Origin of the sequence: Burkholderia sp. Ac-20392 (assembly GCF_017104585.1) — a bacterium.
Taxonomy (GTDB): domain Bacteria; phylum Pseudomonadota; class Gammaproteobacteria; order Burkholderiales; family Burkholderiaceae; genus Burkholderia; species Burkholderia lata.
The window spans coordinates 1-25,321 of sequence record NZ_JAAGPB010000041.1 but is presented as its reverse complement, the minus strand read 5'-3'; the positions used below and the strand labels follow the sequence as shown (position 1 = coordinate 25,321).

Below are 25,321 nucleotides of genomic sequence, written 5' to 3'. Positions count from 1 at the left end.
CCTCGATGACCGGCGCACGCGCATCGCCCCGCTCGATCTTCGATCCGGCATCGCAGTATCGCGACGGCCCGTGGCCGCTCGAACGCGGTGCGCCCGTTGCGCCGCGGGCCCGTGACGCGCTGTGCGTCCAGCCAGGCCGGCAATCGTCCGCGCCGTGTGTCCGGATCACTCATTGCAACGAATCCATCCGACCGGCAACGCGCGCAAGTACAAGACAACACGCGCCCCATCTCGAGTCGCAACCCGCGCTGCATATCGCGAAGGCCCCAAACCCGGGGCCGCCGCCCGATTGCGGGCAAACAGGCTCACGGCGGCCGAAGTCGCCACATCGCCCCCCACTGAAACGATTCCATCGATTCTTCGCAATGGTCTCCTGCTCAGGGGGTTTTGCCGATGTCCACGCACGGTCGCTTTCATTGTTCAATAATTTGATGAATTGATTATCTGAACAATTGAATCGAGTTAATCAATAAATCAAACACCGGATTGAAATTAATTATTGCTTTGTTGCAATTTCCGCCAGATATAAAAATAACCAGTATTTAGTAAGCTAATTTTCATAATCATCATGCTACAGTGCGTTTCAAATATTCATGTGGCACGAATACTTTGAATCGCCAGCTCGCCCTTCAATCGAGCAATACCTCCCCGTTTCACCTGCCTTGCCTTGAAATCAACCGAGCTTGCGGGCCGTCAGTGAACCCCCGTCAAGAATGGGTTTGATTTTTCAGATTTTTGAAACGCGCGATGTGTGACCGCTCATCATTCGCGCCCTGCGCCATCAAGTTGCGCGTATTGAACAATGACGAGGATAATTTTGAACACAAAAGACCCTCAGAAATTCGCGGAGCTGACTGCTGCGCAAATGGAAATGTGGTTTTCGCAGAAACTCGAACCCGACAATCCGTTGTTCGACAGTCGTGGCTATGTGGATATCAGCGGCGCGATAAATCGCCCCGCTTTCGAAGCGGCATTAAGTCGTGTTGTCCATGACGCTCGAAGCCTGCATTTTCGCTTTATCGAAACACCGACGGGGCCCTTGCAGTTTGAATGCGAGCCGGCTGCATTCGGGCTGGATTTTATCGACGTGTCGAATGAAGCCGACCCGTTTTCCGCTTGCTGGAATGTCATGCAGATCGAGTCGAACACGGCCTACGACCTGCTCTCCGGCAAGCTGTTCAGCCAGATGTTGTTCAAGCTCGGCGACGAGCGCCATATCTGGTACCAGCGGTATCACCACATCGTGATGGATGGTGCGAGCATCCCGCTCGTGACACGCCGGGTTGCCCAAGTCTATACGGCACTTGCGCGGCACCAGCCAGCTCCCGACGCAGACTTCGGGTCGATCGACCTGATGACGAACGGTGACCGTTCTTACCGGTCGTCTTCGCGCTACGCGAACGACCGCCGGTACTGGCAAGACTACGTCGACACCCTGCCTGCTCCGGAGACCCTGGTCGGCAAGGCGCCGCACGCGAGCGGCTTTTTCAGGCGGGAATCCACGCCGCTTCCGCTTGCGTTCACCGGACAGCTCGACCGGATCGAGACGCAGATCGCGAAGTGGCCGCTCGTTCTCACGGCCATCGTGGCGGCCTACCTTTACCGAACGAGCAACGGCCGGATAACCGTGTTCGATTTCCCGGTATCGGCCCGCACGAAGGAGACGCGCACGCTGCCCGGGATGTTCGCCAACGTCCTGCCGATGCGGCTGCCCATTACGCCGCAGATGTCGCTCGTGGAATTGACGCGGCACGTGAGCGCCGAAGTGTTCTCGCACATGAAGCACCAGCAGTTCCGCGTGAAGGAGATCAAGCAGCTGCGCGGTGCGATCACCGCACCTGTTTTCGGTCCACGCATCAATATCGTTCCGTTCGACAACCGGTGGGAATTCGGCGACAGTCGTGCGACCCTGCATGCGCTCGCCAATGGCCTCGTCAACGATTTCGCCGTGACCGTGACCGGCGATCCGCGCGATCCCGGGTGTACGTTGCACGTGGACGGGAATGCCGAGCTTTACGATGCTGCAAGCGTGCAGGCGCATCGGAAGCGGCTGCTTCACTTCATCGAGACAGCGCTCGCCAACCCTGAGCAGCCGATCGGCCAGATCGACCTGCTCGATGCCGACGAGCGGCGTTTGCTGCTGCAGACGTGGAATGAGACGGACGCTGCCTACCCCGCGCATCAGTGCATTCACGAACTCGTCGAGGCTCAGGCCCGGAAAGCGCCCGAGGCCGTCGCGCTCGTCGCGGAGCATGAGCAGCTCTCCTATGCCGAACTCAATGCCCGCGCCAACCGGCTCGCCCATTACCTCGTCGAGCTTGGCGTCGGCCCCGATACGCCCGTCGCCGTGTGCGCCGAGCGCAGCATCTCGATGGTCGTCGCACTGCTGGCCGTGTTCAAGGCCGGCGGCGCTTATCTGTCTATCGATCCCGCTTATTCCGGCGCACGACTCGCGCATATCGTCTCCGATGCCAATCCTCCGGTCGTACTCGTCGATCCGGTCGGACGCCACGCGCTCGCCGACGTGCATCCGGCCACGCCCACGCTCGTCGATATCAGTGTCGCGTCGCCGCCGTGGGCCGCGTACTCGGCGGACAACCTCCCGCCGCTCGCGCGCGGACTGACCTCGCGCCACCTCGCCTATGTCATCTATACGTCCGGGTCCACCGGCACGCCCAAGGGGGTCATGGTCGAGCATCGGCAGCTCGCCAATCTCGTCACGTGGCATATCGCACGCTTCGACCTACACCCCGGCTCGCGCGTGCCCGCCACCGCCAGTCTGGCCTTCGACGCCAGCGTGTGGGAACTCTGGCCCGCGCTCTGCGCCGGCGCCGCGCTGCTGCTGCCCCCGGCAGGCCTGGCGTCCGATGCAGCCGCGTTGCTCGCCTGGTGGCGCCGGCAGTCGATGGATTGTGCGTTCCTCGTCACGCCGCTGGCGATGCTCGCAATGCAGTCCAGCCTGCCGCACGGGTTGAAGTCGCTGCTGATCGGCGGAGATCGTGTCACCACACTGCCCGCCGGGCTGCCGCCGTCGTTGCGCATCGTCAACAACTATGGCCCGACCGAAACCACGGTCGTCGCGACTTCCGGCGAGCTCGTGCTGTCCTCCGGCGACGTGACCCATTCGATCGGCAAGCCGATCGCCAATACGCGCATCTATCTGCTCGATGACGCGCAAGCGCCGGTGCCGCTGGGCGCAGTCGGCGAGCTTTACATTGGCGGTGTGGGCGTCGCGCGTGGCTATCTCAACCGCCCTGAGCTGACCGAGCAGCGGTTCCTGCCCGATCCGTTTGCGCGCGCAGCCGGCCAGCCCGATGCACGCATGTACCGCACCGGCGATCTCGCGCGCTACCTGCCGGACGGCAACATCGTCTTCCTCGGCCGCAACGACGATCAGGTCAAGATCCGGGGCTTCCGCATCGAACCGGGTGAAATCGAGGCACAGCTTGCGTCGCACGATGCCGTACGCGAAGCCATCGTGCTGGCGCGTCCCGACGCGGCGGGCAACGCCCGACTGCTCGCATACGTGACGCTGGACGACACCGCGCCGCGTGCAGAACATGCAGAACGCGTCCGGCAGTTGCGCGAGCACCTTGCCGCAAGGTTGCCCGACTACATGGTGCCGGCGGCGTTCGTTGTGCTCGATACATTGCCGCTCACCTCGAACGGCAAGCTCGACCGTCGCACGCTACCGGAGCCGGACGACGACGCCTTCGCCCATACGCAGTACGAGGCGCCGCAGGGCGAAATCGAGCGCACCATCGCCGCGCTGTGGGCCGACCTGCTCGGCGTCGAACGCGTCGGCCGCCACGACAACTTCTTTGCGCTCGGTGGGCATTCGCTGATCGCCGTCCAGCTGATCGAGCGCTTGCGCCAGATCGGCCTGACGCTTGCGATCCGGGATCTGTTCGAGCAGCCGGCCCTCGCCGCACTCGCCGCCACCCTCGGTCAGTCGCGCGAAGTGATCGTGCCGGAAAACCGGCTCGGGCCCGATACGCAGGCCATCACGCCCGAGCTCCTGCCGCTCGCCGATCTGTCGCAAGACGACATCGACCGCATCGTCACGCAGGTTCCGGGCGGCATCGCGAACATTCAGGATATCTATGCGCTTTCTCCGCTGCAGGACGGCATCCTGTTTCATCATGTCCTCAGCACGCAGGGAGACCCCTATCTGCTGAGCGCGCATCTGGCCTTTTCCGATCGCGCCGCGCTCGATCGCTATCTTCAGGCGATGGATTGCCTCGTCGAGCGGCACGACATCCTCCGCACGGCCGTGCTGTGGGAAGGTCTGGGTTCGCCGGTACAGGTCGTGCTGAGGCGCGCGCACCTCGACGTAACCGAGCTGACGCTCGACGACGGCACGTGCGCCGCGGAGCAGTTGCCGGCCCACATCCATCCGGGGCGCTACCGGATGGATCTGGCCCAGGCCCCGCTCCTGCGCTTCGTGATCGCCGAAGCGACGGGCGGACGCTGGCACGCGATGATGTTGCTCCATCACCTCGTCGGCGACCATTCCACCCTCGCGATCCTGAACGAAGAAGTCCAGGCGACGCTCGCCGGACAGCTACACCGCCTTCCCGCGCCGCAACCTTACCGCAACCTCGTCGCGCATGCGCGTCTCGGGATGCCCGCGAGTGCGCACGAAGCGTTCTTCAGCGAGATGCTGAATGACGTCGATGCGCCGACCCTTCCGTTCGGCCTCACGCTTCAGCACGACGACATGGCGCCCGTGTACGACGCGCGTCGAACGATGCCGGGCACGCTCGACGCACGACTGCGTACGCTGTCGAAAACCATCGGCGTGAGCCTCGCCACGTTGTGCCATCTTGCATGGGCGCTCGTCCTCGCCCGCACGAGCGGTCAGCGGCACGTCGTGTTCGGGACGGTGCTGTTCGGACGCATGGCGGCCGGCGCGGGCTCCGACCGTACGATGGGCCTGTATATCAATACGCTGCCGCTGCGCATCGACATCGACGCGACCGATGTACGCACGGCCGTCCGCGACACGCAGGTACGGCTCGCAGGCCTGCTTGCCCATGAACATGCATCGCTCGCACTGGCGCAACGATGCAGCGGCATCGGCGCGAACGCGCCGCTGTTCAGCGCGCTGCTGAATTACCGCCACAACGTACACACCGATGGCCACGCGCAGTGGCCGTCCGATGTCGAACTGCTGGGCGCACACGAGCGGACCAATTACCCTGTGACGCTGTCCGTCGAGGACAACGGCGATGCGCTCGAGCTTGTCGCACAGGTCGTCTCACCGACGCTGCCGGAACGGATCTGCGCCTACATGCAGCGTGCGCTGGAGCAACTGGCGGATGCGCTCGAGACGGGATCCGGTTCGCTCGAGCATCTGCAGATCGTGCCCGACGACGAGCGAGCGCTGCTGGTCGACACACTGAACGCGACGGACGCGCCTTATGACCGGCACCAGTATCTGCACGGGCTGTTCGAGGCGCAGGTCCGGCGTACGCCCGAGGCCACCGCGCTGATCTCCGGCGGCGAGCGCCTCTCCTACGCCGAACTCAACGCGCGCGCCAACCGCCTCGCGCGCTACCTGATCGAGTTCGACGTCACCCCCGATACGCCGGTCGCCGTCTGCCTCGATCGCGGCGCGCCGATGGTCGTCGCGCTGCTCGGCATCCTCAAGGCCGGCGGCGCCTATGTGCCGCTCGATCCCGCTTATCCCGGCGCGCGCCTCGCGCATATCCTCTCCGACGCCGCGCCCGCCGTCGTGCTCGTCGATCCGGTCGGACGTCAGGCGCTTGCCGACGCGCTCGGCGATGCGCATCTGGCCAAGCACACGCTGGTCGACGTGAGTGTCGAATCACCACCGTGGGACGGCCTGCCGCCGCATGATCTGTCGCCGCACGCGCTCGGCTTGACTCCGCGTCATCTCGCCTACGTCATCTACACGTCAGGCTCCACCGGCCTGCCCAAGGGCGTGCAGAACGAGCATGAAGCGCTGATCAACCGCCTGACCTGGATGCAGACCGCCTATCGCCTGGATGCCCGCGATGTCGTGCTGCAGAAGACGCCGTTCAGCTTCGACGTGTCGGTCTGGGAGTTCTTCTGGACGCTGGCCAATGGCGCCACGCTCGTCATGGCCGCGCCCGGCGCACACCGTGATGCGGACTATCTGACTGAAGTCATCGTGCAATACGGTGTCACCACCCTGCACTTCGTGCCGTCGATGCTCAGCGGTTTCCTCGACGCGCCCGGGCTCGCACGCTGTACCACGCTCTCGCGCATCATCTGTAGCGGCGAGGCGTTGCCGTCGGCAACCGCGCGGCGCTGCCTGGAGCGTTTGCCCCATGCGCAGCTGCACAACCTGTATGGTCCGACCGAAGCCGCCATCGACGTGACCGCGTTTACGTGTCCGCCGAATTTCGACGCGCCATCCGTGCCGATCGGCAAGCCAATCGCCAATACACGCATCTATCTGCTCGATGAGGCGCAGGCGCCAGTGCCGCTGGGCGCTGTCGGCGAGTTGTACATCGGCGGGGTCGGTGTCGCGCGTGGCTACCTCAACCGTCCGGAGCTGACCGAGCAGCGGTTCCTGCCCGATCCTTTCGCCCGCGCGGCCGGCGAGCCTGAAGCACGCATGTACCGCACCGGCGATCTCGCGCGCTACCTGCCGGACGGCAACATCGTCTTCCTTGGCCGCAACGACGATCAGGTCAAGATCCGCGGCTTCCGGATCGAACTGGGCGAAATCGAAGCGCAGCTTGCATCGCACGACGCCGTACGCGAAGCCATCGTGCTGGCACGTCCCGATGCAACGGGCAACACCCGACTGCTGGCGTACGTGATGCTGGACGACGCGGCGCCACGTGCAGAGCATGCAGAACGCGTCCGGCACTTGCGCGACCACCTTGCCGCCAGGCTGCCCGACTACATGGTGCCGGCCGCTTTCATCGTGCTCGACACGTTGCCGCTCACGCCGAACGGCAAGCTCGACCGTCGCGCACTGCCCGAGCCTGACGACGACGCCTTCGCCCAGGCGCAGTACGAAGCGCCGCAAGGCGAGATCGAGAGCACCATCGCCGCACTGTGGGCCGAACTGCTCGGCATAGAACGCGTCGGCCGCCACGACAACTTCTTTGCGCTCGGCGGCCATTCGCTTGTCGCGATTCGCATGGTCTCGCGCATCGTCAACGAGACCGGGAAAGTCCTGCCGTTGCGCAAGGTATTCGAAGCACCGACCGTCGCGGAACTGGCACTTGCACTGGCAGATGCCACGTCGCACGAAAGCGGTCACGACATCGTCAGCATCGACCGCAACGCGCCGATGCCGCTGTCCTTCGCGGAAGAGCGGATTCTCGCGATCGAAGCGGGTGCGGCGCGCGGCGCGATGTTCAACTCGTCGCGCCTCTTCATCCTGTCCGGCCACGTGCGCGAGGATGGGCTGGATCGCGCACTGCGCGCGGTCGTCGACCGTCACGAAATCCTGCGCACGCACTATGCGAGCGACGCCGCCACCGGCGCGTTCGTCCCTGTCGTGGAACGCGCCGACAGCTTCCGGCTGGAACGCCGCGACGTCGCCGGAGACGATGCGATGTCGCTCGCACAATCGGAGGCCGCGAAGCTGCTCGACTGCTTCGAGGGCCCTGTCTTCGGCGCGACGCTGTTCGTCGAGTCGCCGCAGCGTTCGATCCTGATGATCTCGATTCACCACATCGCGATGGACGCCACGTCGTGGACGACGGTCTGGCGCGACTTCCGGCACGCCTATGCGGCGCTGGCCGCCGACGAGCCGCCGGCACTCGCGCCGCTCGCGCTGCAATACCGTGACTATGCGGCGTGGTCGAAGCGGCACGTCGACGTCGAACACCTTGAGCAATTGGGGCAGGTCTGGCGGGAACGCCTCGCCGGTGCGCCCGCGTGCATCGACCTGCCCTCCGACCGGCCGCGACCGGTGAGGTTGTCGGATCGCGCCGGACGCTGCGAACACGTGCTCGCGCCCGAGCTCGTGCAGCAGATCCGGCAGATCGCCGCCGCCTACAACGTCACGCCGTTCGTCGTGCTCGAGACGGCGCTCGCGATCACGTGCGCGCAACTCGCGCGCAGCCGCGACATCGTGATCGGTACGGTCACCGAAGGCCGGACGCACGCGGCGACCGAAGAGATGGTCGGCCTCTTCGTGAACACGCTGCCGCTTCGCCACCGGCTGGATCGATCCGCATCCGTCGCCAGCCATTTGCTCGCGGCGTCGCAGGAACTGCTGTCCGCGCTCGAAGCGGGCGAACTGCCGTTCGCCCATCTGGTCGCAGCCGTCAATCCGCCGCGCAGCACGTCGTACGACCCGATCTTCCAGGTATTTTGTCAATTCCAGCAAGGCCCGGGAACGGAACGCGAGACGATCTCCGGCCTGACGCTCGAGGCCGTTCCGCGCGCACGCGTCGGGCGTGGCGCCGATCTCGCCGTCGTGTTCCTGGATACGGGCGAAACCGTCAGCGCCGATGTCTCGTACAGCGCCGACCTGTTCGACCCGGCGAGCATCGACGCGATCATCGCGCTGTTCCTGGCATTCGTGACGGAAGGCGTGCAGCGGCCGGATGCGTCGGTCACCGACCGCTGGGACGCCGGCGTCGCGCGCATGCGGGCCGACGCATCGGGCCCGGACGTCGCGCGGCTGATCGACGCGCCGGCCAGCCCGTCCGGCACCTGGTATCCGCTGTCGCCCGCGCAGCAGGCGGTCTGGCTGCAGGAGCAGGCGTCGCGGCACGGGACATCGTTCTTTTCGATTGCGGCGATGCACTGCGCGCCGGAGATCGATCGCGCGCGGCTCGTCCTCGCCGCGCGTGCGCTCATTGCGCAGAATCAGTCGTTCTGGCTTCAACTCTCCGATACCGGCCTGCAATGCGAGGGACCGATGCCGACGACGCGCTTCGAGCATGTCGTCGAACCCGTGGCAAGGACGGACGCCGAGCTGCGACAGGCGGTCGTCGACTGGCACGAGTCGCTCAACGAAAACCTCGACGACAAGACCAATTCGGTCGCGATCTTCGAATCGCCGGGAAGCGTACTGGTCGCGTTGCGGTCGCATCATTTGCAGACCGACGGCTGGGCGGCGGTTCGATTGTTCGAGCGCATCGGCAAGAACTACACCGCACTCGAAAAGAATCCGGCCCATGCGTTCAGCATGGACCGGTTCGTTCTCGATACGCTTGCGCTCGACGATCGCTATCTCTGTTCGTCGACGTACGCGCGCGACGCGACATTCTGGCAGTCGGCGTGCGCGAAGATGGACGGCCCCGCATTGGTGACGCTGGTGGCCGACCATGCTCACCCCGTCGATGCGCGCGGCGGCGTCGCGTCGATGCGCAGAACGTTCTCGCCGGCCTTGCAGGCGCGGCTCTCGCACATCGCGCAAAAGCATGCGTTGTCGCCGTCGGAATGCCTGACTGCGCTGACCGGCATCTATCTGATGCGTATCGCGGGCCAACGGCGCGCCGTCGTCGGCGCGTCGTTCCTGAACCGGACGCGCGACGCGCTCGATGTCCCAGGGCAATTCGCCAAGGTCATTCCGCTTCCGGTGTCGCTCGAGCAGGCCGATGCGCCGGTTTCGGCGGCGTTGGGCGAGATCTGCGAGACGTTCCGGAACGTGATGCGTCACGGCAGATTCCCGTTGGGCGACATGGTCAGGCGTTACGGGATCGATCCGCGCCATATCGACGTGAGCGTCAATACGTTGTTCCTGCGGCATCCGGTCGAAGTGGCCGGCCAGCCCACGCACGTCCAATGGCTGTCCGGGCCGGAGAACGGCCTGTCGTTCCTGTTTACGCAATTCGGCAGAAACGCGCCGATCGACGTCGAACTCCGGTACAACCGCGACGTGTTCGATCCGGTAGCCGTCTCGCGCCATGCGGCGCGTCTACTCGACTTCATCGAGCACGCGTGCGAAGACGACAGCGTAGCGGCGTGGTCGATCGATCTCGTATCGAGCGACGAAAAGGCGCTGCTGATCGATACGCTGAATGCGACGGACGCGCCTTATGACCGGCACCAGTATCTGCACGGGCTGTTCGAGGCGCAGGTCCGGCGTACGCCCGAAGCCACCGCGCTGGTCTCCGGCAGCGAGCGCCTCTCCTACGCCGAACTCAACGCGCGCGCCAACCGCCTCGCGCGCTACCTGATCGAATTCGACGTCACCCCCGATACGCCGGTCGCCGTCTGTCTCGACCGCGGCGCGCCGATGGTCGTCGCGCTGCTCGGCATCCTCAAGGCCGGCGGCGCCTATGTGCCGCTCGATCCCGCCTATCCCGGCGTGCGCCTCGCACATATCCTCTCCGATGCCGCGCCCGCCGTCGTGCTCGTCGATCCGGTCGGACGCCAGGCGCTTGCCGACGCGCTCGGCGATGCGCATCTGGCGAAACACACGCTGGTCGACGTGAGTGTCGAATCACCACCGTGGGATGGACTGCCTCCGCATGATCTGTCGCCGCACGCGCTCGGCTTGACTCCGCGTCATCTCGCCTACGTCATCTACACGTCAGGCTCCACCGGCCTGCCCAAGGGCGTGCAGAACGAGCATGAAGCGCTGATCAACCGCCTGACCTGGATGCAGACCGCCTATCGCCTGGATGCCCGCGGTGTCGTGCTGCAGAAGACGCCGTTCAGCTTCGACGTATCGGTCTGGGAATTCTTCTGGACGCTGGCCAATGGCGCCACGCTCGTTATGGCCGCGCCCGGCGCACATCGTGATGCCGACTATCTGACCGACGTCATCGCGCAATACGGTGTCACCACCCTGCACTTCGTGCCGTCGATGCTCGGCGGTTTCCTCGACGCGCCCGGCCTCGCACACTGCACGACGCTCTCGCGCATCATCTGTAGCGGCGAAGCGTTGCCATCGGCAACCGCGCGGCGCTGCCTGGAGCGTTTGCCCCATGCGCAGTTGCACAACCTGTATGGTCCGACCGAAGCGGCCATCGACGTGACCGCCTTCACGTGTCCGGCAGATTTCAACGCGCCGTCCGTGCCGATCGGCAAGCCGATCGCCAATACGCGCATTTACCTGCTCGATGAGGCACAGGCGCCGGTGCCGCTGGGAGCAGTCGGCGAGTTGTACATCGGCGGGGTCGGCGTCGCGCGTGGCTACCTCAATCGTCCGGAGCTGACCGAGCAGCAGTTCCTGCCCGATCCGTTCGCGCGCGCGGCCGGCCAGCCCGATGCACGCATGTACCGCACCGGCGATCTCGCGCGCTACCTGCCGGACGGCAACATCGTCTTCCTTGGCCGCAACGACGATCAGGTCAAGATCCGGGGCTTCCGTATCGAACTCGGCGAAATCGAAGCGCAGCTTGCATCGCACGATGCCGTACGCGAAGCCATCGTGCTGGCCCGCCCCGATGCAACGGGCAACACCCGACTGCTGGCATACGTGATGCTGGACGACGCGGCGCCACGTGCAGAGCATGCAGAACGCGTCCGGCACTTGCGCGACCACCTTGCCGCCAGGTTGCCCGACTACATGGTGCCGGCCGCATTCATCGTGCTCGACACGTTGCCGCTCACGCCGAACGGCAAGCTCGACCGTCGCGCGCTGCCCGAGCCTGACGACGACGCCTTCGCCCAGGCGCAGTACGAAGCGCCGCAAGGCGAGATCGAGAGCACCATCGCCGCGCTGTGGGCCGAACTGCTCGGCATCGAACGCGTCGGCCGCCACGACAACTTCTTTGCGCTCGGCGGACATTCGCTGCTTGCCGTGCGGATGCTGAATCGCTTACGGGCCATGCACGAGGTCAGGCTGTCGCTGTCGTCGCTGTTCGATCATCCGACCGTGAGTGCGGTCGCGCAGGCGGTCGGCGCCCGACACCGGGACGATGCGCCTGCGATCGCCCGCATCGATCGCGACGCCCCGCTGCCGTTGTCGTTCGCGCAGCAGCGAATGATGTTCCTGAGCGGATTCGAAGGCGCGGGCACGATCTATCACGTCCCGCTCGTGCTGCGGCTCGATGGCAGGCTGGACGCCGACGCATGGCATCGCGCGCTGGATGCGCTGTGGGCGCGCCACGAGGCGTTGCGCACCGTGTTTTCCGAAACGGCAGGTGCAAGCGGCGATACCCGCGCGACGCTGCTTCCGGCTGGCGACGGCATGCCGTGGCGCGTAGACGATCTGTCGTCGGAACCGGGTGCGCCGGAACACGCGCTGCGCCTGTGCAAGGAAGAAGCCACGCGCCCGTTCGACCTCGCACGCGGGCCGCTCGTGCGTGCGCGCCTCGTCAGGCTGTCGGAGCACGCGCACGTCTTCATGCTCACGCTGCACCACATCGTCTGCGACGGCTGGTCGCTGTCCGTGCTCGTCAAGGACCTGTGCGCGCTTTACGGGGCCTTCACGGCAGGACGCGCGAACCCGCTTGCCACGCTGGCGTTCCAGTACCCCGACTACGTGGCATGGCAACGGCAATGGCTGGGCGCGGAACGTCTCGAACGCGAAGCAGGTTTCTGGAAGAAAACGCTGGCGGGTATCCCGACGCTGCTGACGCTGCCGACCGATCGCCCGCGGCCCGCGCATCAGCAGTTCGACGCGGCGCGGCTGCCGCTCGAACTCGACACGGTGCTCACGCGGGATCTGAGACGGCTCGCCGCGCGGCGCGGCGTCACGGTCTTCGCGGTCGTCACCGCGGCCTGGGCCGCGGTGCTGGGGCGGCTCGCCGGCCAGGAGGATGTCGTGATCGGCACCCCGGTCGCGAATCGTTCCGGTCCCGAGTTCGAATCCATTGTGGGCCTGTTCGTGAACACGCTTGCGCTGCGCATCGACCTGTCGGGCGTACCGTCGGTCGCGCAACTGCTCGACCGCGTCCAGGGAGCCGTCGTCGCCGCACAGGATCACCAGGATCTCCCGTTCGAACAGGTCGTGGAAATCGTGAAGCCGCCGCGACGGCTCGGTCATACGTCGATCTTCCAGGTGATGATTTCGTGGCAGAACACCGACGTGCGGACGATCGAATGGCCGGACCTGGAAATCACCCCGGTTGCAAGCGCATTCGATCGGGCGAAGTTCGATCTCGAACTCGATCTGGTTGACGATGGCCATGCGGTGGCCGGTGCGCTGCGCTACGCGACCGCGTTGTTCGACGAAACATCGATCGCGCGTCATGGCGCGTACCTGATCGCCGTGTTGCGTGCGATGACCCAGGACGAAGCGCAGCCGATCGGGCAAATCGACCTGCTCGATGCCGACGAACGGCGTTTGCTGCTGCAGACGTGGAATGCGACGGACGCTGCCTACCCTGCACACCAGTGCATTCACGAACTCGTCGAGGCTCAGGCCCGGAAAGCACCCGACGCTGTTGCACTCGTCGCGGAGCATGAGCAACTCTCCTATGCCGCCCTCAATGCCCGCGCCAACCGGCTCGCCCATTACCTCGTCGAGCTTGGCGTCGGCCCCGATACGCCCGTCGCCGTGTGCGCCGAGCGCAGCATCTCGATGGTCGTCGCACTGCTGGCCGTGTTCAAGGCCGGCGGCGCTTACCTGCCGATCGATCCCGCTTATTCCGGCGCACGGCTTGCCCATATCCTCGACGACGCCGCGCCCGCCGTCGTGCTCGTCGATCCGGTCGGACGCCAGGCGCTTGCCGACTTGCCTTTGGCCACGACCACGTCCACGCTCGTCGATATCGGTTTCGCGTCGCCGTCGTGGGCCTCGCGCCCGGCGCACAACCTCCTGCCGCTTGCGCGCGGACTGACCTCGCGCCATCTCGCCTATGTCATCTATACGTCCGGCTCTACCGGCACGCCCAAGGGGGTCATGGTCGAGCATCGGCAGCTCGCCAATCTCGTCGCGTGGCATATCGAGCGGTTCGAGCTGCACGCCGGCTCACGTGTGCCGGCCACCGCCAGTCTGGCCTTCGACGCCAGCGTGTGGGAACTCTGGCCCGCGCTCTGCGCCGGCGCCGCGCTGCTGCTGCCCCCGGCAGGCCTGGCGTCCGATGCAGCCGCGTTGCTCGCCTGGTGGCACCGGCAGTCGATGGATTGCGCATTCCTCGTCACGCCGCTGGCGCTGCTCGCGATGCAGTCCGGCCTGCCGCATGGCTTGAAGTCGCTGCTGATCGGCGGCGATCGCGTCACCACACTGCCGGCCGGACTGCCGCCGTCGTTGCGCATCGTCAACAACTACGGCCCGACCGAAACCACCGTCGTCGCGACCTCCGGCGAGCTCACGCCGTCCGCCGGCGACGTGACCCATTCGATCGGCAAGCCGATCGCCAATACGCGCATCTACCTGCTTGATGAAGCGCAATCGCCAGTGCCGTTGGGCGCGGTCGGCGAGCTGTACATCGGCGGTGCAGGCGTTGCACGCGGCTACCTCAACCGTCCGGAGTTGACCGAGCAGCGGTTCCTGGCCGATCCGTTTGCGCGCGCAGCCGGCCAGCCCGATGCACGCATGTACCGCACCGGCGATCTCGCGCGCTACCTGCCGGACGGCAACATCGTATTCCTCGGCCGCAACGACGATCAGGTCAAGATCCGGGGCTTCCGCATCGAACCGGGTGAAATCGAGGCACAGCTTGCGTCGCACGATGCCGTACGCGAAGCCATCGTGCTGGCGCGCCCCGACGCGGCGGGCAACGCCCGACTGCTGGCATACGTGACGCTGGACGACGCGGCGCCGCGCGCCGAGCTCGGCCGTCAATTGCGCGAGCACCTTGCCGCAAGGTTGCCGGACTACATGGTGCCGGCCGCATTCATCGTGCTCGATGCATTGCCGCTCACCTCGAACGGCAAGCTCGACCGTCGCACGCTACCGGAGCCGGACGACGACGCCTTCGCCCATACGCAGTACGAGGCGCCGCAAGGCGAAATCGAGCGCACCATCGCCGCGCTGTGGGCCGACCTGCTCGGCGTCGAACGCGTCGGCCGCCACGACAACTTCTTTGCACTCGGCGGGCATTCGCTGATCGCCGTCCGCCTGCTTGTGCAAATCCGCGAAACGTTCGGCCACGAGATCTCGATTCGCACGCTGTTCGAATCGCCCACCGTTGCGCAGTTGGCGCCCCGGATACACGAAACGGGCGCGTCCGACGCGCTGGCCGTCCTGCTGCCGCTCCAGCCGCAGGGAGCACAAGCGCCGCTCTTCTGCATTCACCCGGCCGGCGGCTTCAGTTGGCCGTACGCGAGCCTGACGCATCATCTGCGGGATCGGCCGCTCTACGGTCTGCAGGCGCGCGCCCTCACCGAAGCCGGCCAATCCGTGCAGTCGATCGAGGAAATGGCGCAGGACTACGTCCGGCAGATTCGCAGCGTACAGCGCGCCGGCCCCTATCATCTGCTCGGCTGGTCGCTGGGGTGCCATATCGCGCACGCCATCGCCACCCAGCTGCAACGCGCCGGTGAAAAAGTGGCGTTCCTTGCCATGCTCGATGGTTATCCGGAAGTGCGCAGTGACGCGTACCCCGCACCGACGGAGACCGAAGTCATCGACGTGCTGATACGCGCATTCGTGGACGCGCCGCAAGTGCCCGCCGACCGCTCGCTGACGATCGACACGCTCAGGACGCGCCTCGCCGAACACAACCCGATGTTCAGGACGTTCAACGAGCGGACCTTCGAATCGATCGTCCGGCAATTCCAGGTGGCGCCTACCCAGGCCAGCCGGTTTGCGCCCGACGTATTCCATGGCGACGTGGTCTTCTTCAGGGCGGCGCTCGACCGGCCGGAGGGCGATCAGCCACGCGATGTCCGCGCGTGGCAACCGTATGTGCGAGGGAAAATCGACGTGCACGACATCGCCTGCCTGCATGAAACGATGATGAGCACGTCGGCGCTCGCCGGGATCGGGCCGATCGTTGCGGCCGCGCTCGACGCGGGCGCGACACACGGAAAGGCGTCGCCTGATTCACCGATCTCCGTCACGGGCGCGTGGTCGCGTCACGGCGAAACCATCGGGGGCGTGAGCGATGGTTCGCTTTCCTGACCGGGCTTCCGGTTTCGCCGCAGTCGACGACGGGCATGCACCGGCTCCACGCAGGCCTGTCCGTCATCGCCCGAAGGACGATCGGCCCGCCGGCACCGCCGGTCGGCCGCACGACCGGACGGCGGCTTCTGCGCGCTGCGCACCACGAGGCTGTCGCCGGCAAGCCGGTTCGTCATCGCGAAGGCCCGACATTCAGGAGCATGCCGAATGAATGGAGGAACGCTCACCTACCGTGTCTTGCTGATCGAAGACGACGAACGGCTTGCGCAGCAGATGCGCGAATATCTGAGTCGGTACGGGTTCGCGGTGACGGTCGTTCGCCGCGGCGACCTTGCCGTCGCGGCCGTGCGCGAGCATCCGCCCGCGCTCGTGATGCTCGACCTGATGCCGCCGGATCCCGACGGCCTGGAAGTATGCCGGCAGATCCGCGCATTCTCGAACGTCCCCGTGATCGTCATGACCCCGTACGCCGATGCCTGCGATCAGGTCGCCGTTTTCGATGCGGGCGCGGACGACTACGTCGCGAAGCCGCTCGCGCCCCGCGTGCTCGTCGCGCGCGCCCGTGCGCTGTTGCGGCGCGTGTATCGCGTCAGTCCGGACGAGGCCGATGCGGCGACGTAAGCACGCTGCCGCCGCCGGATCTCGGCCGTGACCGTCCCGACTACGGCCGCCGGCTCACGCCTTGCCGCTCACTTTCGACGACGCGGTCGACCCACCCCCGGTAAAACGCGCGGTACTTGAGCACGAGCTTGTCGTACTTGCTGTACGCGCCGCCGCCGTCCGGCTTCATCCCGTTCCAGATCTTGACGTCGTACCCCGCGGCCTGTCTGGTCTGCAGCCCGAACAGCACGTAGTCGATCGCACGGCGCAGCGGGCCGCCCGCCTTCCTGATCGAGATGAGCATGTGCATGACGTTCTTGCCGTCGCTCACCGGCGTCACGCACTGGAGCAGCTTGTATTTGGCGTCTCCGTCCAGCGCGACGGTCATGACGCACCCGCCGGGGTAGCCGTCGAAGTGCAGGTTCATCTGCGACATGTTCAGGCCGAGCGCACGCGACAGCATGCCGAGCGGCCCGAAGTACCGGTTCACGGTGAAGTCGATCCCGGCGCCGAACCACGCGCCCGCCCGGGCCAGCGACTCGACCTCCGGCCACGGGCGCCAGTCGTCGAAAAGCTTGAGCTCGAAAGCCGAGATCGGGAGCGCGTGGACGGGATGCGCATGCTGCGCGTCGTAGAAGTTCTCGACGATCCGCAAGACCGCCGTCGTCGTCTCGAACGCGAAGTGCAGGTGCATGAAGTCGCCGTTGTCGACGTCGGCCGCGGCGATGTCGGGCAGCGGATGCAGCGGTTGCGGGGAGCCGTACCAGACCCACACGTAGCCGTACCGCTCGGCGGTGACCAACGTCGGCTGACGCGCCCCGCGCGGGACGGGCTCCAGCCGGCTTACCTCCGTACTGTGGCCGGGAATGCGAACGCACTGGCCCTGCTCGTCGTACCGCCAGTGGTGAAACGGGCACTGGATGCACCCGTCCTCGACCCGCCCGTCGGCCAGGTTCGCGCCGAGGTGCGAGCAGTGGCGGTCCATCACCACGGCCCGTCCCGTCGCACCACGCCACGCCACGCACGGCCGGCCGAAGAGCGTCAGTGCCGTCGGCTTGTCCTTGAGGGCGTCCGAGCGCATCGCGACGTACCAGCTCGCGGCCACGCGCGTGGTCGCGTCGTACGCTCCCGTGGGATGCGCCCTGGCATCCACTTGATGCAACTGAAATTGAACGTCGTTCATGTTTTCGTGGCGGTGTCGGCCGGCTACTTCAGCGCCAGCCCGATGCGGGTCGTGACGTACGCCCTGAGCAGCGCGAACATCGGGTTGTAGTCGAAATACTTCTTCACCTCCGCCGGCGCGCTGGTCTGCGTCCAGTGCAGCAGCTTCATCGCCGGCACCAGGCTGTACTTCGAGTTGTTGAGCTGCGGTTTGGCCCCGGTGATGCAGTATCCGAAGCCGAACATCGGCTTGGCGAATTCCCGTTCGTTGATGAGGACGTGGATGCGCGCCGCGGCCTCTCCGGCCGGCTTGCGCCCGGCGCTCACGGCCTCGACCTCGGCCTTGGCGTCGTTGAACAACTGGTAGTACCCCTCCATGTCCGCGCACAGGAACCCGAGGTACGGGGCGTTGTCGTCGAGGTGATCGAGGTCACGCTCGTTACGCGACGCACGGAACCTCGCGTGGGCCTGCACGAGCCGGAACTGCCCGAGGATCGTGCCGACCGCCCACAGCCGGTGGAACGCGTCCCACAGCCGGAAGTCCGAGAACGCCGTGTAACAGCAGCTGACGAAGTCGTCGTTGTGGTCCAGCAGCTTCTGCTGCAGGCGCTCGATGTACTCGAAGCGCTCGGGCGAGAAGTCGTCGTCGCGCAGCGCCTTGATGAGGCGCGCCGCGAGCGCGTGGATGGTCACCGCGGTGTTCTCGAGACCGCGGGAAAAGAGCGGGTCGATGAACCCGTTCGCGTGCAGCATCAGGCAGTAGCGGTCGCCGACGCACGCGCTCGACGAGAACTGCAGGCGGTCGGTCTTGACCCAGTCGCGCACCGGCACGGCATCGCGGAACTGCGCCGCGATGCTCGGGAACCGCGCGAGGAACTCGTCGAACTCCTGCTGCGCGGGGATGTCCGTTTTCGGGTGGACACGCGGGTCGAGCTGCAGCCCGACGCTCACCAGGTTGTTGGTCGACCGCGCGTGGTTGTTGAACGGAATCACCCAGAGCCAGCCGCCCTCGAACATGTGGTGCAAGGTCCCCTCATGCCAGCGCCAGCGCTGCCCCTTGACCTTGAAGATGTCGTCGAACGGCTTGACCCCGAGCATGTGCGTGTAGAGGCTGCGCGAGTGCGTCTTGAAGCGACACGGCTCCTCGCGGAGCCCGAACTTCGTCGCGAGCGGCGCGCGCGGCCCCCCGCAGTCGATCATGTACCGGCCGGTGAACCGTTCGCCCTGGGCGGTGGCCACCGCGACGCCGTCCTTGTCGGCGTGGTAATCGGTCACGCTCGTCTTCTGGCGGACCGTGCAGCCGTATTTGATGGCGGCTTGCAGCAGGTACGCGTCGACGTCTTGCCGGTAATAATGGCTCTCCGGCCCCCACGGCAGCTCGGGAATGACGCACTGCGTGAACTCCTTCGGGTCGTGCTCCTGGCCGGGCTTGTGGAACACGAAGCCGAAGTTGCGCTTGATGCCCGTGCTCGACGCGACGTAACGCTGCGTCGCATAGAACGACGTGATGTGGTCCAGCTCCGGAATGCCGTAGCGATCGGCGATGATGCGGTTCATCAGCGACGTCTCGGGGATCGACGATTCGCCGATCGTGAACCGTGGGTGCGACGACTCCTCGACGATCAGCACGCGAAACTTTTGTTTGGCCAGGATGGCGCCCATCTGGGTGCCGGACATGCCCGAGCCGAGGATGATCACGTCGAAGTGGTTGCTGTCGCGCTCGTTCGCGGTGCGCTTCTGAGTCATGGGGGCAAGCTCTCCTGGTGAGATGGAACACATGGCCGCGCGCGTCGGGCGTCAGGTGTCAGGGCTCGTCGAGCGCGGCGTGCAGGCGGGACCGCACGTCCCGCGTGAGCGTGAGCAGATCGCCGAGCATGCTGGGCGCATACCCCCCGCTGCCGATCGCGGGGCCGCTTTGCCCAGCTTCGTACGTCCGCTCCGCCAATTTGAGGTGAGGCGCCCGGAAATGCAGCAGGATCTCGAGGACCCGCTCCAGCGCCGCCAGCCCTGCCCCGACGGGCTCGCCCCGCACGCGGGCCGCTTGCGCCTCGCCGAGCACGCGGTCGACGAGCGCCGGCTCCCCGGTGAACCGGGCGTAGACCGCCCTGAACGCGGGAAGCACATAGGGCAGGTACGTCTCCTTGAATTCCAGATAGGCCGGGTGGTTCGACTGCGAGCCCCACAGCACGTGCTCCAGCACGAAGAGAGGCATTTCCACTGCGCCGGGGCCGAGGTAACTCCGGCCCCCGACCCGAATCGGGTCGTAGAAGGGGCGAAGCTCGTCGTAGAAGACTTTCGGCGAGATGAAGCGGTAGGCGTACACGATCGAGTCGACCATTTTCTGGAGATAAGCCGCCAGCTCGACGCACCCTTCCTCGAACGCGGGCGACCGCAGCGGCACGTCGGACAGCTCGACGGTCAACGCGATGGCCGCCTCGAGCGACGCCATCGAGATGCGCACGCTCTCGAGCAGGTGCGCTTCGTCTTTGAGCCCGCTGTAGCTCCGCTGCGCGTCGGCGGCCGCGGGGTTCCAGACCGTCACATGCAGGAGCGTCTCGCGCGGCGGCAGGTCGGTCACGCGCGCCAGGTCGAGCAGCACCGGCTCGAGCCCGGGCACCACGTCCACGGGCTCGTGTCCGTGCCGCTTGAGCGACCCGAGGAAGAACCCGATGTCCCGCATCGCGGCGGCGGCTTCGACGAAGCCCCAGCCGGACGGCACGCCGCGCGCCGGAAGAAAATCGCGCAACAGGCCGACGATGCCGGGCACGTCCTTCTTGCGATTCAGGACCGGCAGCTGCAGAACGAGCGCCCGCGCCTGCAGCGGGTCGCAGGCCGCCACCGCGGCGTGCGTGGCCGCGCATGCGCCTACCCGGCCCAGGGCGCGCTCCACTACTGGATCTCCGGCGCCGCAACCGCCTGCCCGAGCGGGCTGCGTGACCGCCCCGCCCCCTCGCGCAGCGACCGCAGGTAGTCGTAGTTCGTCGGCAGGCTCGTCCGCAGGCGCTCGGCCTCGCGCCGGATGCGGGCGAACATCGCCTCGGCCTTGTCGATCGACTCCGGTCGGTGCCGCAAGAGCGGCAGCGACCGGTCGGGCAGCAACCCCAAGCCGGCAAAGATGCAGTAGTAGTTGCCGTTCAACCAGAAGTTCTTGAATTCGTAGTCGAACGTTTCGTAGTACGTGGCGTCGTCGAACGACGTGGTGGTCAGCGGCAGACCCGCCTTGTAGCGTTCAACCTTCTCCTTGATGGCGTCCGAGAGCCGCAGGTCGTGCCGGTTCGCGCGCCAGAACGGCGTGTCGTCGCGCGACGCGGTGAAATAGTGCGCCTGCACGAAATCCCGGCAGTCGTCGAACATGTAGACGATCTCGGCGTTGAATGCATCGCTCAACCGCCGATCGAACGACGTGTCGGGGAAGTGCTTCACGAGCTGGTAAAGCGCCGCGTAGATGAAGTAGATCCCCGTCGATTCGAGCGGCTCCAGAAAGCACGACGACAGCCCGATCGCGACGCAGTTGTTGACCCACGCCCGCCCGTTGCGCCCCACCCGGAACTTGATCTGGTTGAGCGGCTGCTTGTCCGAGAGGTTCCAGAGATTGAGGAAGTCGGTGGTGGCCTGGTCGCGCGACGTGAACTTGCTCGAGAACACGTAGCCGCTGCCGAACCGGCCCAGCATCGGAATCTTCCAGGTCCACCCCGAGTTCATCGCGATCGCGGAGGTGTACGGCTCGATCCCCACGTGTGCGTCGTCGTTGGGCACGGCGCTGGCCACCGCGCTGTCGCACAGCAGGTAGTCGGACATGTCGATGAAGGGCTCTTTCAGCGCCTGGTTGATCAGGAGCCCCCGCATGCCGGAGCAGTCGATGAACAGGTCCGCCTCCAGCGTCCGACCCTCCTTGGTGGACAGGCTGGAGATGAAGCCGCGCTCGTCCAGGTGAACCTGCTCGACCTCGTCGACCACGCGCTTCACCCCGCGCTCGACGGCCCAGCGCTTCAGGAAATCGGCCACCAGGTGCGCGTCGAAGTGCCACGCGTGGGGCATCTGGCGGGTGCCGTCGGGCAGGCACGGCGCCAGTTTGGCGTCGAGCGCGTCGGGCTGCGGGTAGCAGGCGTACTCCATCGGCTGCTGGAAGCCCTGTTCGCGCTTGCGCAGCCAGTAGTGGGTCAGCGGCACGCCGTCGCAGTTCGGCACGCTGCCGAACAGATGGTAGAAATAATCGTCGCGCGAGCGGTCGGGGGCCTTCCTCCAGTTCACGAACTTGATCGCGGCCTTGAACGCGCCGTTCGCCTGGGGCATCCACTCCCGCTCCGGTATCCCGAGGAAGTCGAAGAACACCTTCTGCAAATTCGGGATGGTCGCCTCGCCCACGCCGATCCGGGGGATCGCTTCAGACTCGACGAGCGTGATGTTCGCCTGCTGCTGGAGCGCCCGGACGAGGTACGAGGCGGACATCCAGCCCGCCGTGCCGCCGCCCACGATGACGATATTCTTGATCGGATTGCTCATGACACGGTTCCCATAGGATTTAAAACCCGAATGGACCTCTGCGAGGGTGGTCAATTGATCCGCATTCAGAATAGGTCGGCGATTACTTAAATTAAACTGGCATATTTGACAGGATTTTTATTTATTTGACACCAGATCCAATTAAGTCATCCCAACACTGAACACCATGCATACATCAAAATAACGACCCCACATCAATCCGGCATTTCGAGCAATTCAGCGGTTAATGAACGATTATTAAACTATCCCCATTTACACTCCCGACGGGCCTGCCAGCGAGCACAACCACATTGCTCAACGTGGCCAAGCAAAAATTACACGAGGGGAAATTCAAATTCAGTTGTTGCGGAAATTTCTATATGGAACCTTAAAACATCCGAATCAATAGCCATTACCATTGCATGTTCGCCATGCTTAAATTTAGCTCCGGACAAGTCACGCCTCCGCCTCATAAACCGCAATGATTTAATGAAGCAATCTCTCGTGGAATTTCAAAATCTCAAGCACGAGGAAGAAGAGTTGTCAGTGACACGCCCCACACCTATGATTCCCTGACAAATATTCCGGGAACCTGCCTGAACGCTCCGTCGCTCACAGTCATAGCGCCATCCGCAACTTCACGAAGCAATTCGTTGGATAGACGAGGCTAGCCCATGTTGACATTGAGTCCCATGCTGAAAATGTCGTTCTACGCCGCACTCGTGCTGCTGGTACCCGGTCCGACAAACACGCTGCTGCTTTCTGCCGGCCTCAAGCTGAATCTGCGTGGTGCGTGCAGGCTGGTCGCGGCGGAGGCGTCGGGCTATGTGATAGCCATCACCGTATGGGGATTTTTTCTCTGGTCGCTGGCGACGCAGTATCCGTGGATTGTCAGTTGCGTAAAGTTGATCAGCGCCACGTTCATCTTCTACCTCGCAGTGAACATGTGGCTCAAAGGCGCCAACTTTGACGCCACTGACTCAGCACCACTCGGGTTCCGGGCGCTGTTCTTCGCGACCTTGATGAATCCCAAGGCTTTGCTGTTTTCAAGCGCCATTTTCCCGGAGTCGGCGTTCGGATCGCTCGAGATTTTCCTGGTGTCGATGGGCGTATTTCTGACCACCCTGATTCCGATCGGACTGCTCTGGTCCCGGTCGGGGCGGCTTCTGACCATGAATCGTGCGGAGGGTCGATTGGCTTCCATCGTGTTGCGGTGCTCATCGCTCGTGTTGCTGACGTTCGCGGCAACGCTGGCAAGCTCGGTGCTCAATCGATGAGGCGGTCATGGCGCGGCCCAGCGGATCCCGATGATCCGCCGGACCGCCTACGCCACCCGAAACCGGTCATGTCCATCCAGCCGCTACACGCGATACCGGAAATACTGCTTGTCCACACCCTCGACGCCGCGTCGCCCGTCGGCGAGCATCTCGTTGGCCACGCGCACCGAGCCGAACGGCTCGAACCCGAGCCGCTGGTAAAGCCGGTGCGCGGCGAGCGCATTGCTGTTGCTGCGCACGATGATGTCGCGATAGCCGGGCGCGGCCTCGCCGATGCAGCGCCGTACCAGCGCTTCGCCGAGCCCGCGCGAGCGCCAGTGCGGGGCGACCGCCAGTTCGGCGATCGACATCACGGGCCCGTCGCCGAGCGTGGCGCGCAGCGACACCGGCAACTTGCGGTCGTAGCCCGCGTCGGCGGAGAGCAGGAAACCGGCCAGCGCGTCGCCGGCCACCCACAGATGGCAACGCGCGGCATGCTCGATGAACAGTCCGTAGATCCAGCCGCGCTCCGCCGCCTCGTCCAGGTAGTGACCGGCATACGGCCCCGTCGTAAACGCGTCCATGTAAAGCGCGAGCACCTGCCGCTCCCATGCATGGAACAGGCCGATTCCGCCGGACAGAATCTCGTTCGTCGTCATCTCGCCCGCCTACCAGTCGAGCCGATAGGCCGTGCTCACCAGTAGCGACGAGCACAGCGTGGCCAGCTTCACGAGCGGCAGCCCGGCCGGATCGAACCCGTAGTTCGGATAGAAATACTGGCCGAGCCCCTGCACCTGCCGCTCGATCACGATCACGCTGCGATCGCGCGGCGCCGTCTCGATGATCCGTTCGACGATCTCCACCTTGTTCTCGATATGAATCGACAGGATGATGATGTCGCACGCACCGTAGTCGTACGCCGCGCCATCCGCGTGAACCATCTCGATCGCCGCGCGGCGATAGCGCGCGGGGTTCGATGCGCACAGGTGATCGACGAACCGCTCGCCGGTTCTGAGCGATTCCTCGCTGAGATCCAGCCCGACGATGCGGGCGCCGCTGAACGCCTGCATGAACAGGAGCGACAGCGGCATCCCGCCGGAGCCGACCATCGCCACCGTCGAATCGGCGGACATGTCCGACAGGAAGATCTCGGTTCGCGCGAGCAGCCGGTAGATCTCCGCGTAGTATTCCTTGATGATCAGCAGCAGCCCTTCGCTCGACGGCCCGGCGCGCAGCACGTCGCTCATCTGCCGCTCGAAGCGGACCTCGTTGTCGAGCGACAGCGCCTGAAAGCGCTTCATGTACTCGCGCACCGTCGCGTCGCGCAGGAAGCGCTCGGTCTCGGTCGCATCGAGCACCGGGGACAGCAGGTAGTTGCGGATCAGCAGCGTCTTCGCGAAACACGCGCGCAGATCGTGCCGGTCGGGCGACACGAACATCTCGTCGATCCAGCGATGGATCTGGGTCTTCACGAAGTCGATGCGGTGCTGGGTATCGTTGGCCGCGCAATGCGGCGCCAGCGGCAGGTTGGTCAGCATGTCGGTGTCGATCCAATCTCGGGTTGAGGGGCGCCGGCGAGCCGGCGTCAGATCCAGGCCTTCGGCAGCGCGGCGAGGCGTTCGCGCGCCACCGGCCGGGTCTGGCCGAACGGCGGGTGCGCCTTCTTCTGCAACGCGTGCGCGAGCATCGTCGGCATCCGCGCAAACAGGAACACCGGCGTGGCCAGCACGGCGGGCACCCCCAGTTCGAGCAGGGTCGCCGCGGCAGCCGCATCGATGTTCGGCGGCAGGCCGCGCAGGTCCTGCATCGCCCCGCATACGGCCCGATACGCATCGAACGCCGCGCCGTCGGCACCCAGCCGCACCGCGTGACGCTCGAGCGCGGCCGGTCGCGGATA

9 protein-coding genes and 1 pseudogene are annotated in these 25,321 nt (G+C 65.4%); 3 read left to right on the top strand and 7 right to left on the bottom strand.

From position 1 onward, the window contains the following. The first annotated feature begins 817 nt into the window (after positions 1-817). Both G3N99_RS08515 and G3N99_RS08510 read left to right on the top strand, forming a co-directional pair. Positions 818-15,925, top strand: coding sequence for a non-ribosomal peptide synthetase (locus G3N99_RS08515; protein WP_206122142.1), 15,108 nt, complete (start codon positions 818-820; stop codon positions 15,923-15,925). 207 nt (positions 15,926-16,132) lie between these two features. Further along, positions 16,133-16,504, top strand: a pseudogene (locus tag G3N99_RS08510) (response regulator); the annotation flags it as partial. Positions 16,505-16,586: 82 nt separating this feature from the next. Here G3N99_RS08510 and G3N99_RS08505 read toward each other — a convergent pair. Genes G3N99_RS08505 through G3N99_RS08490 form a run of 4 tightly spaced genes read right to left on the bottom strand, consistent with a single transcriptional unit; the run spans position 16,587 to position 22,189 of the window. Next, complete coding sequence (locus G3N99_RS08505) at positions 16,587-17,708, bottom strand: Rieske 2Fe-2S domain-containing protein (protein WP_206122140.1); 1,122 nt, start codon at positions 17,706-17,708, stop codon at positions 16,587-16,589. A 23-nt stretch (positions 17,709-17,731) separates the two neighbouring features. Beyond that, on the bottom strand, positions 17,732-19,432 hold the full coding sequence (locus G3N99_RS08500) for a tryptophan 7-halogenase (protein ID WP_174937984.1): 1,701 nt from the start codon (positions 19,430-19,432) through the stop codon (positions 17,732-17,734). Between the two features lie 58 nt (positions 19,433-19,490). After that, the gene (locus G3N99_RS08495) at positions 19,491-20,576 is read right to left on the bottom strand and encodes a monodechloroaminopyrrolnitrin synthase PrnB family protein (protein WP_206122139.1); all 1,086 of its coding nucleotides are present in this window, start codon (positions 20,574-20,576) and stop codon (positions 19,491-19,493) included. Beyond that, entirely contained in the window at positions 20,576-22,189 is a 1,614-nt protein-coding gene (locus G3N99_RS08490; RefSeq protein WP_206122138.1) for a tryptophan halogenase family protein, read from the bottom strand. Before G3N99_RS08490 ends, G3N99_RS08495 begins: the two co-directional genes overlap by 1 nt. Positions 22,190-22,842: 653 nt before the next feature. On the opposite strand from G3N99_RS08490, the gene G3N99_RS08485 reads away from it, so the two are divergent. Further along, positions 22,843-23,445, top strand: coding sequence for a LysE family transporter (locus G3N99_RS08485; RefSeq protein ID WP_174989804.1), 603 nt, complete (start codon positions 22,843-22,845; stop codon positions 23,443-23,445). Between the two features lie 83 nt (positions 23,446-23,528). Here G3N99_RS08485 and G3N99_RS08480 read toward each other — a convergent pair whose 3' ends face one another. The 3 genes from G3N99_RS08480 to G3N99_RS08470 all read right to left on the bottom strand — a co-directional run. Further along, positions 23,529-24,083, bottom strand: coding sequence for a GNAT family N-acetyltransferase (locus tag G3N99_RS08480; RefSeq protein WP_174937976.1), 555 nt, complete (start codon positions 24,081-24,083; stop codon positions 23,529-23,531). A gap of 9 nt (positions 24,084-24,092) precedes the next feature. Next, entirely contained in the window at positions 24,093-24,962 is an 870-nt protein-coding gene (locus G3N99_RS08475) for a class I SAM-dependent methyltransferase (protein WP_206122137.1), read from the bottom strand. Between the two features lie 47 nt (positions 24,963-25,009). Further along, a partial coding sequence (locus tag G3N99_RS08470; protein ID WP_277396345.1) for a citrate/2-methylcitrate synthase occupies positions 25,010-25,321 on the bottom strand: 312 nt, incomplete at its 5' end.

Bases quoted from the DNA above. Each gene is read 5' to 3' on its own strand.
- G3N99_RS08505 (WP_206122140.1), bottom strand. From the start codon at position 17,708: ATGAACGACGTTCAATTTCAGTTGCATCAAGTGGATGCCAGGGCGCAT.
- G3N99_RS08500 (WP_174937984.1), bottom strand. From the start codon at position 19,432: ATGACTCAGAAGCGCACCGCGAACGAGCGCGACAGCAACCACTTCGAC.
- G3N99_RS08490 (WP_206122138.1), bottom strand. From the start codon at position 22,189: ATGAGCAATCCGATCAAGAATATCGTCATCGTGGGCGGCGGCACGGCG.
- G3N99_RS08485 (WP_174989804.1), top strand. From the start codon at position 22,843: ATGTTGACATTGAGTCCCATGCTGAAAATGTCGTTCTACGCCGCACTC.
- G3N99_RS08480 (WP_174937976.1), bottom strand. From the start codon at position 24,083: ATGACGACGAACGAGATTCTGTCCGGCGGAATCGGCCTGTTCCATGCA.
- G3N99_RS08475 (WP_206122137.1), bottom strand. From the start codon at position 24,962: ATGCTGACCAACCTGCCGCTGGCGCCGCATTGCGCGGCCAACGATACC.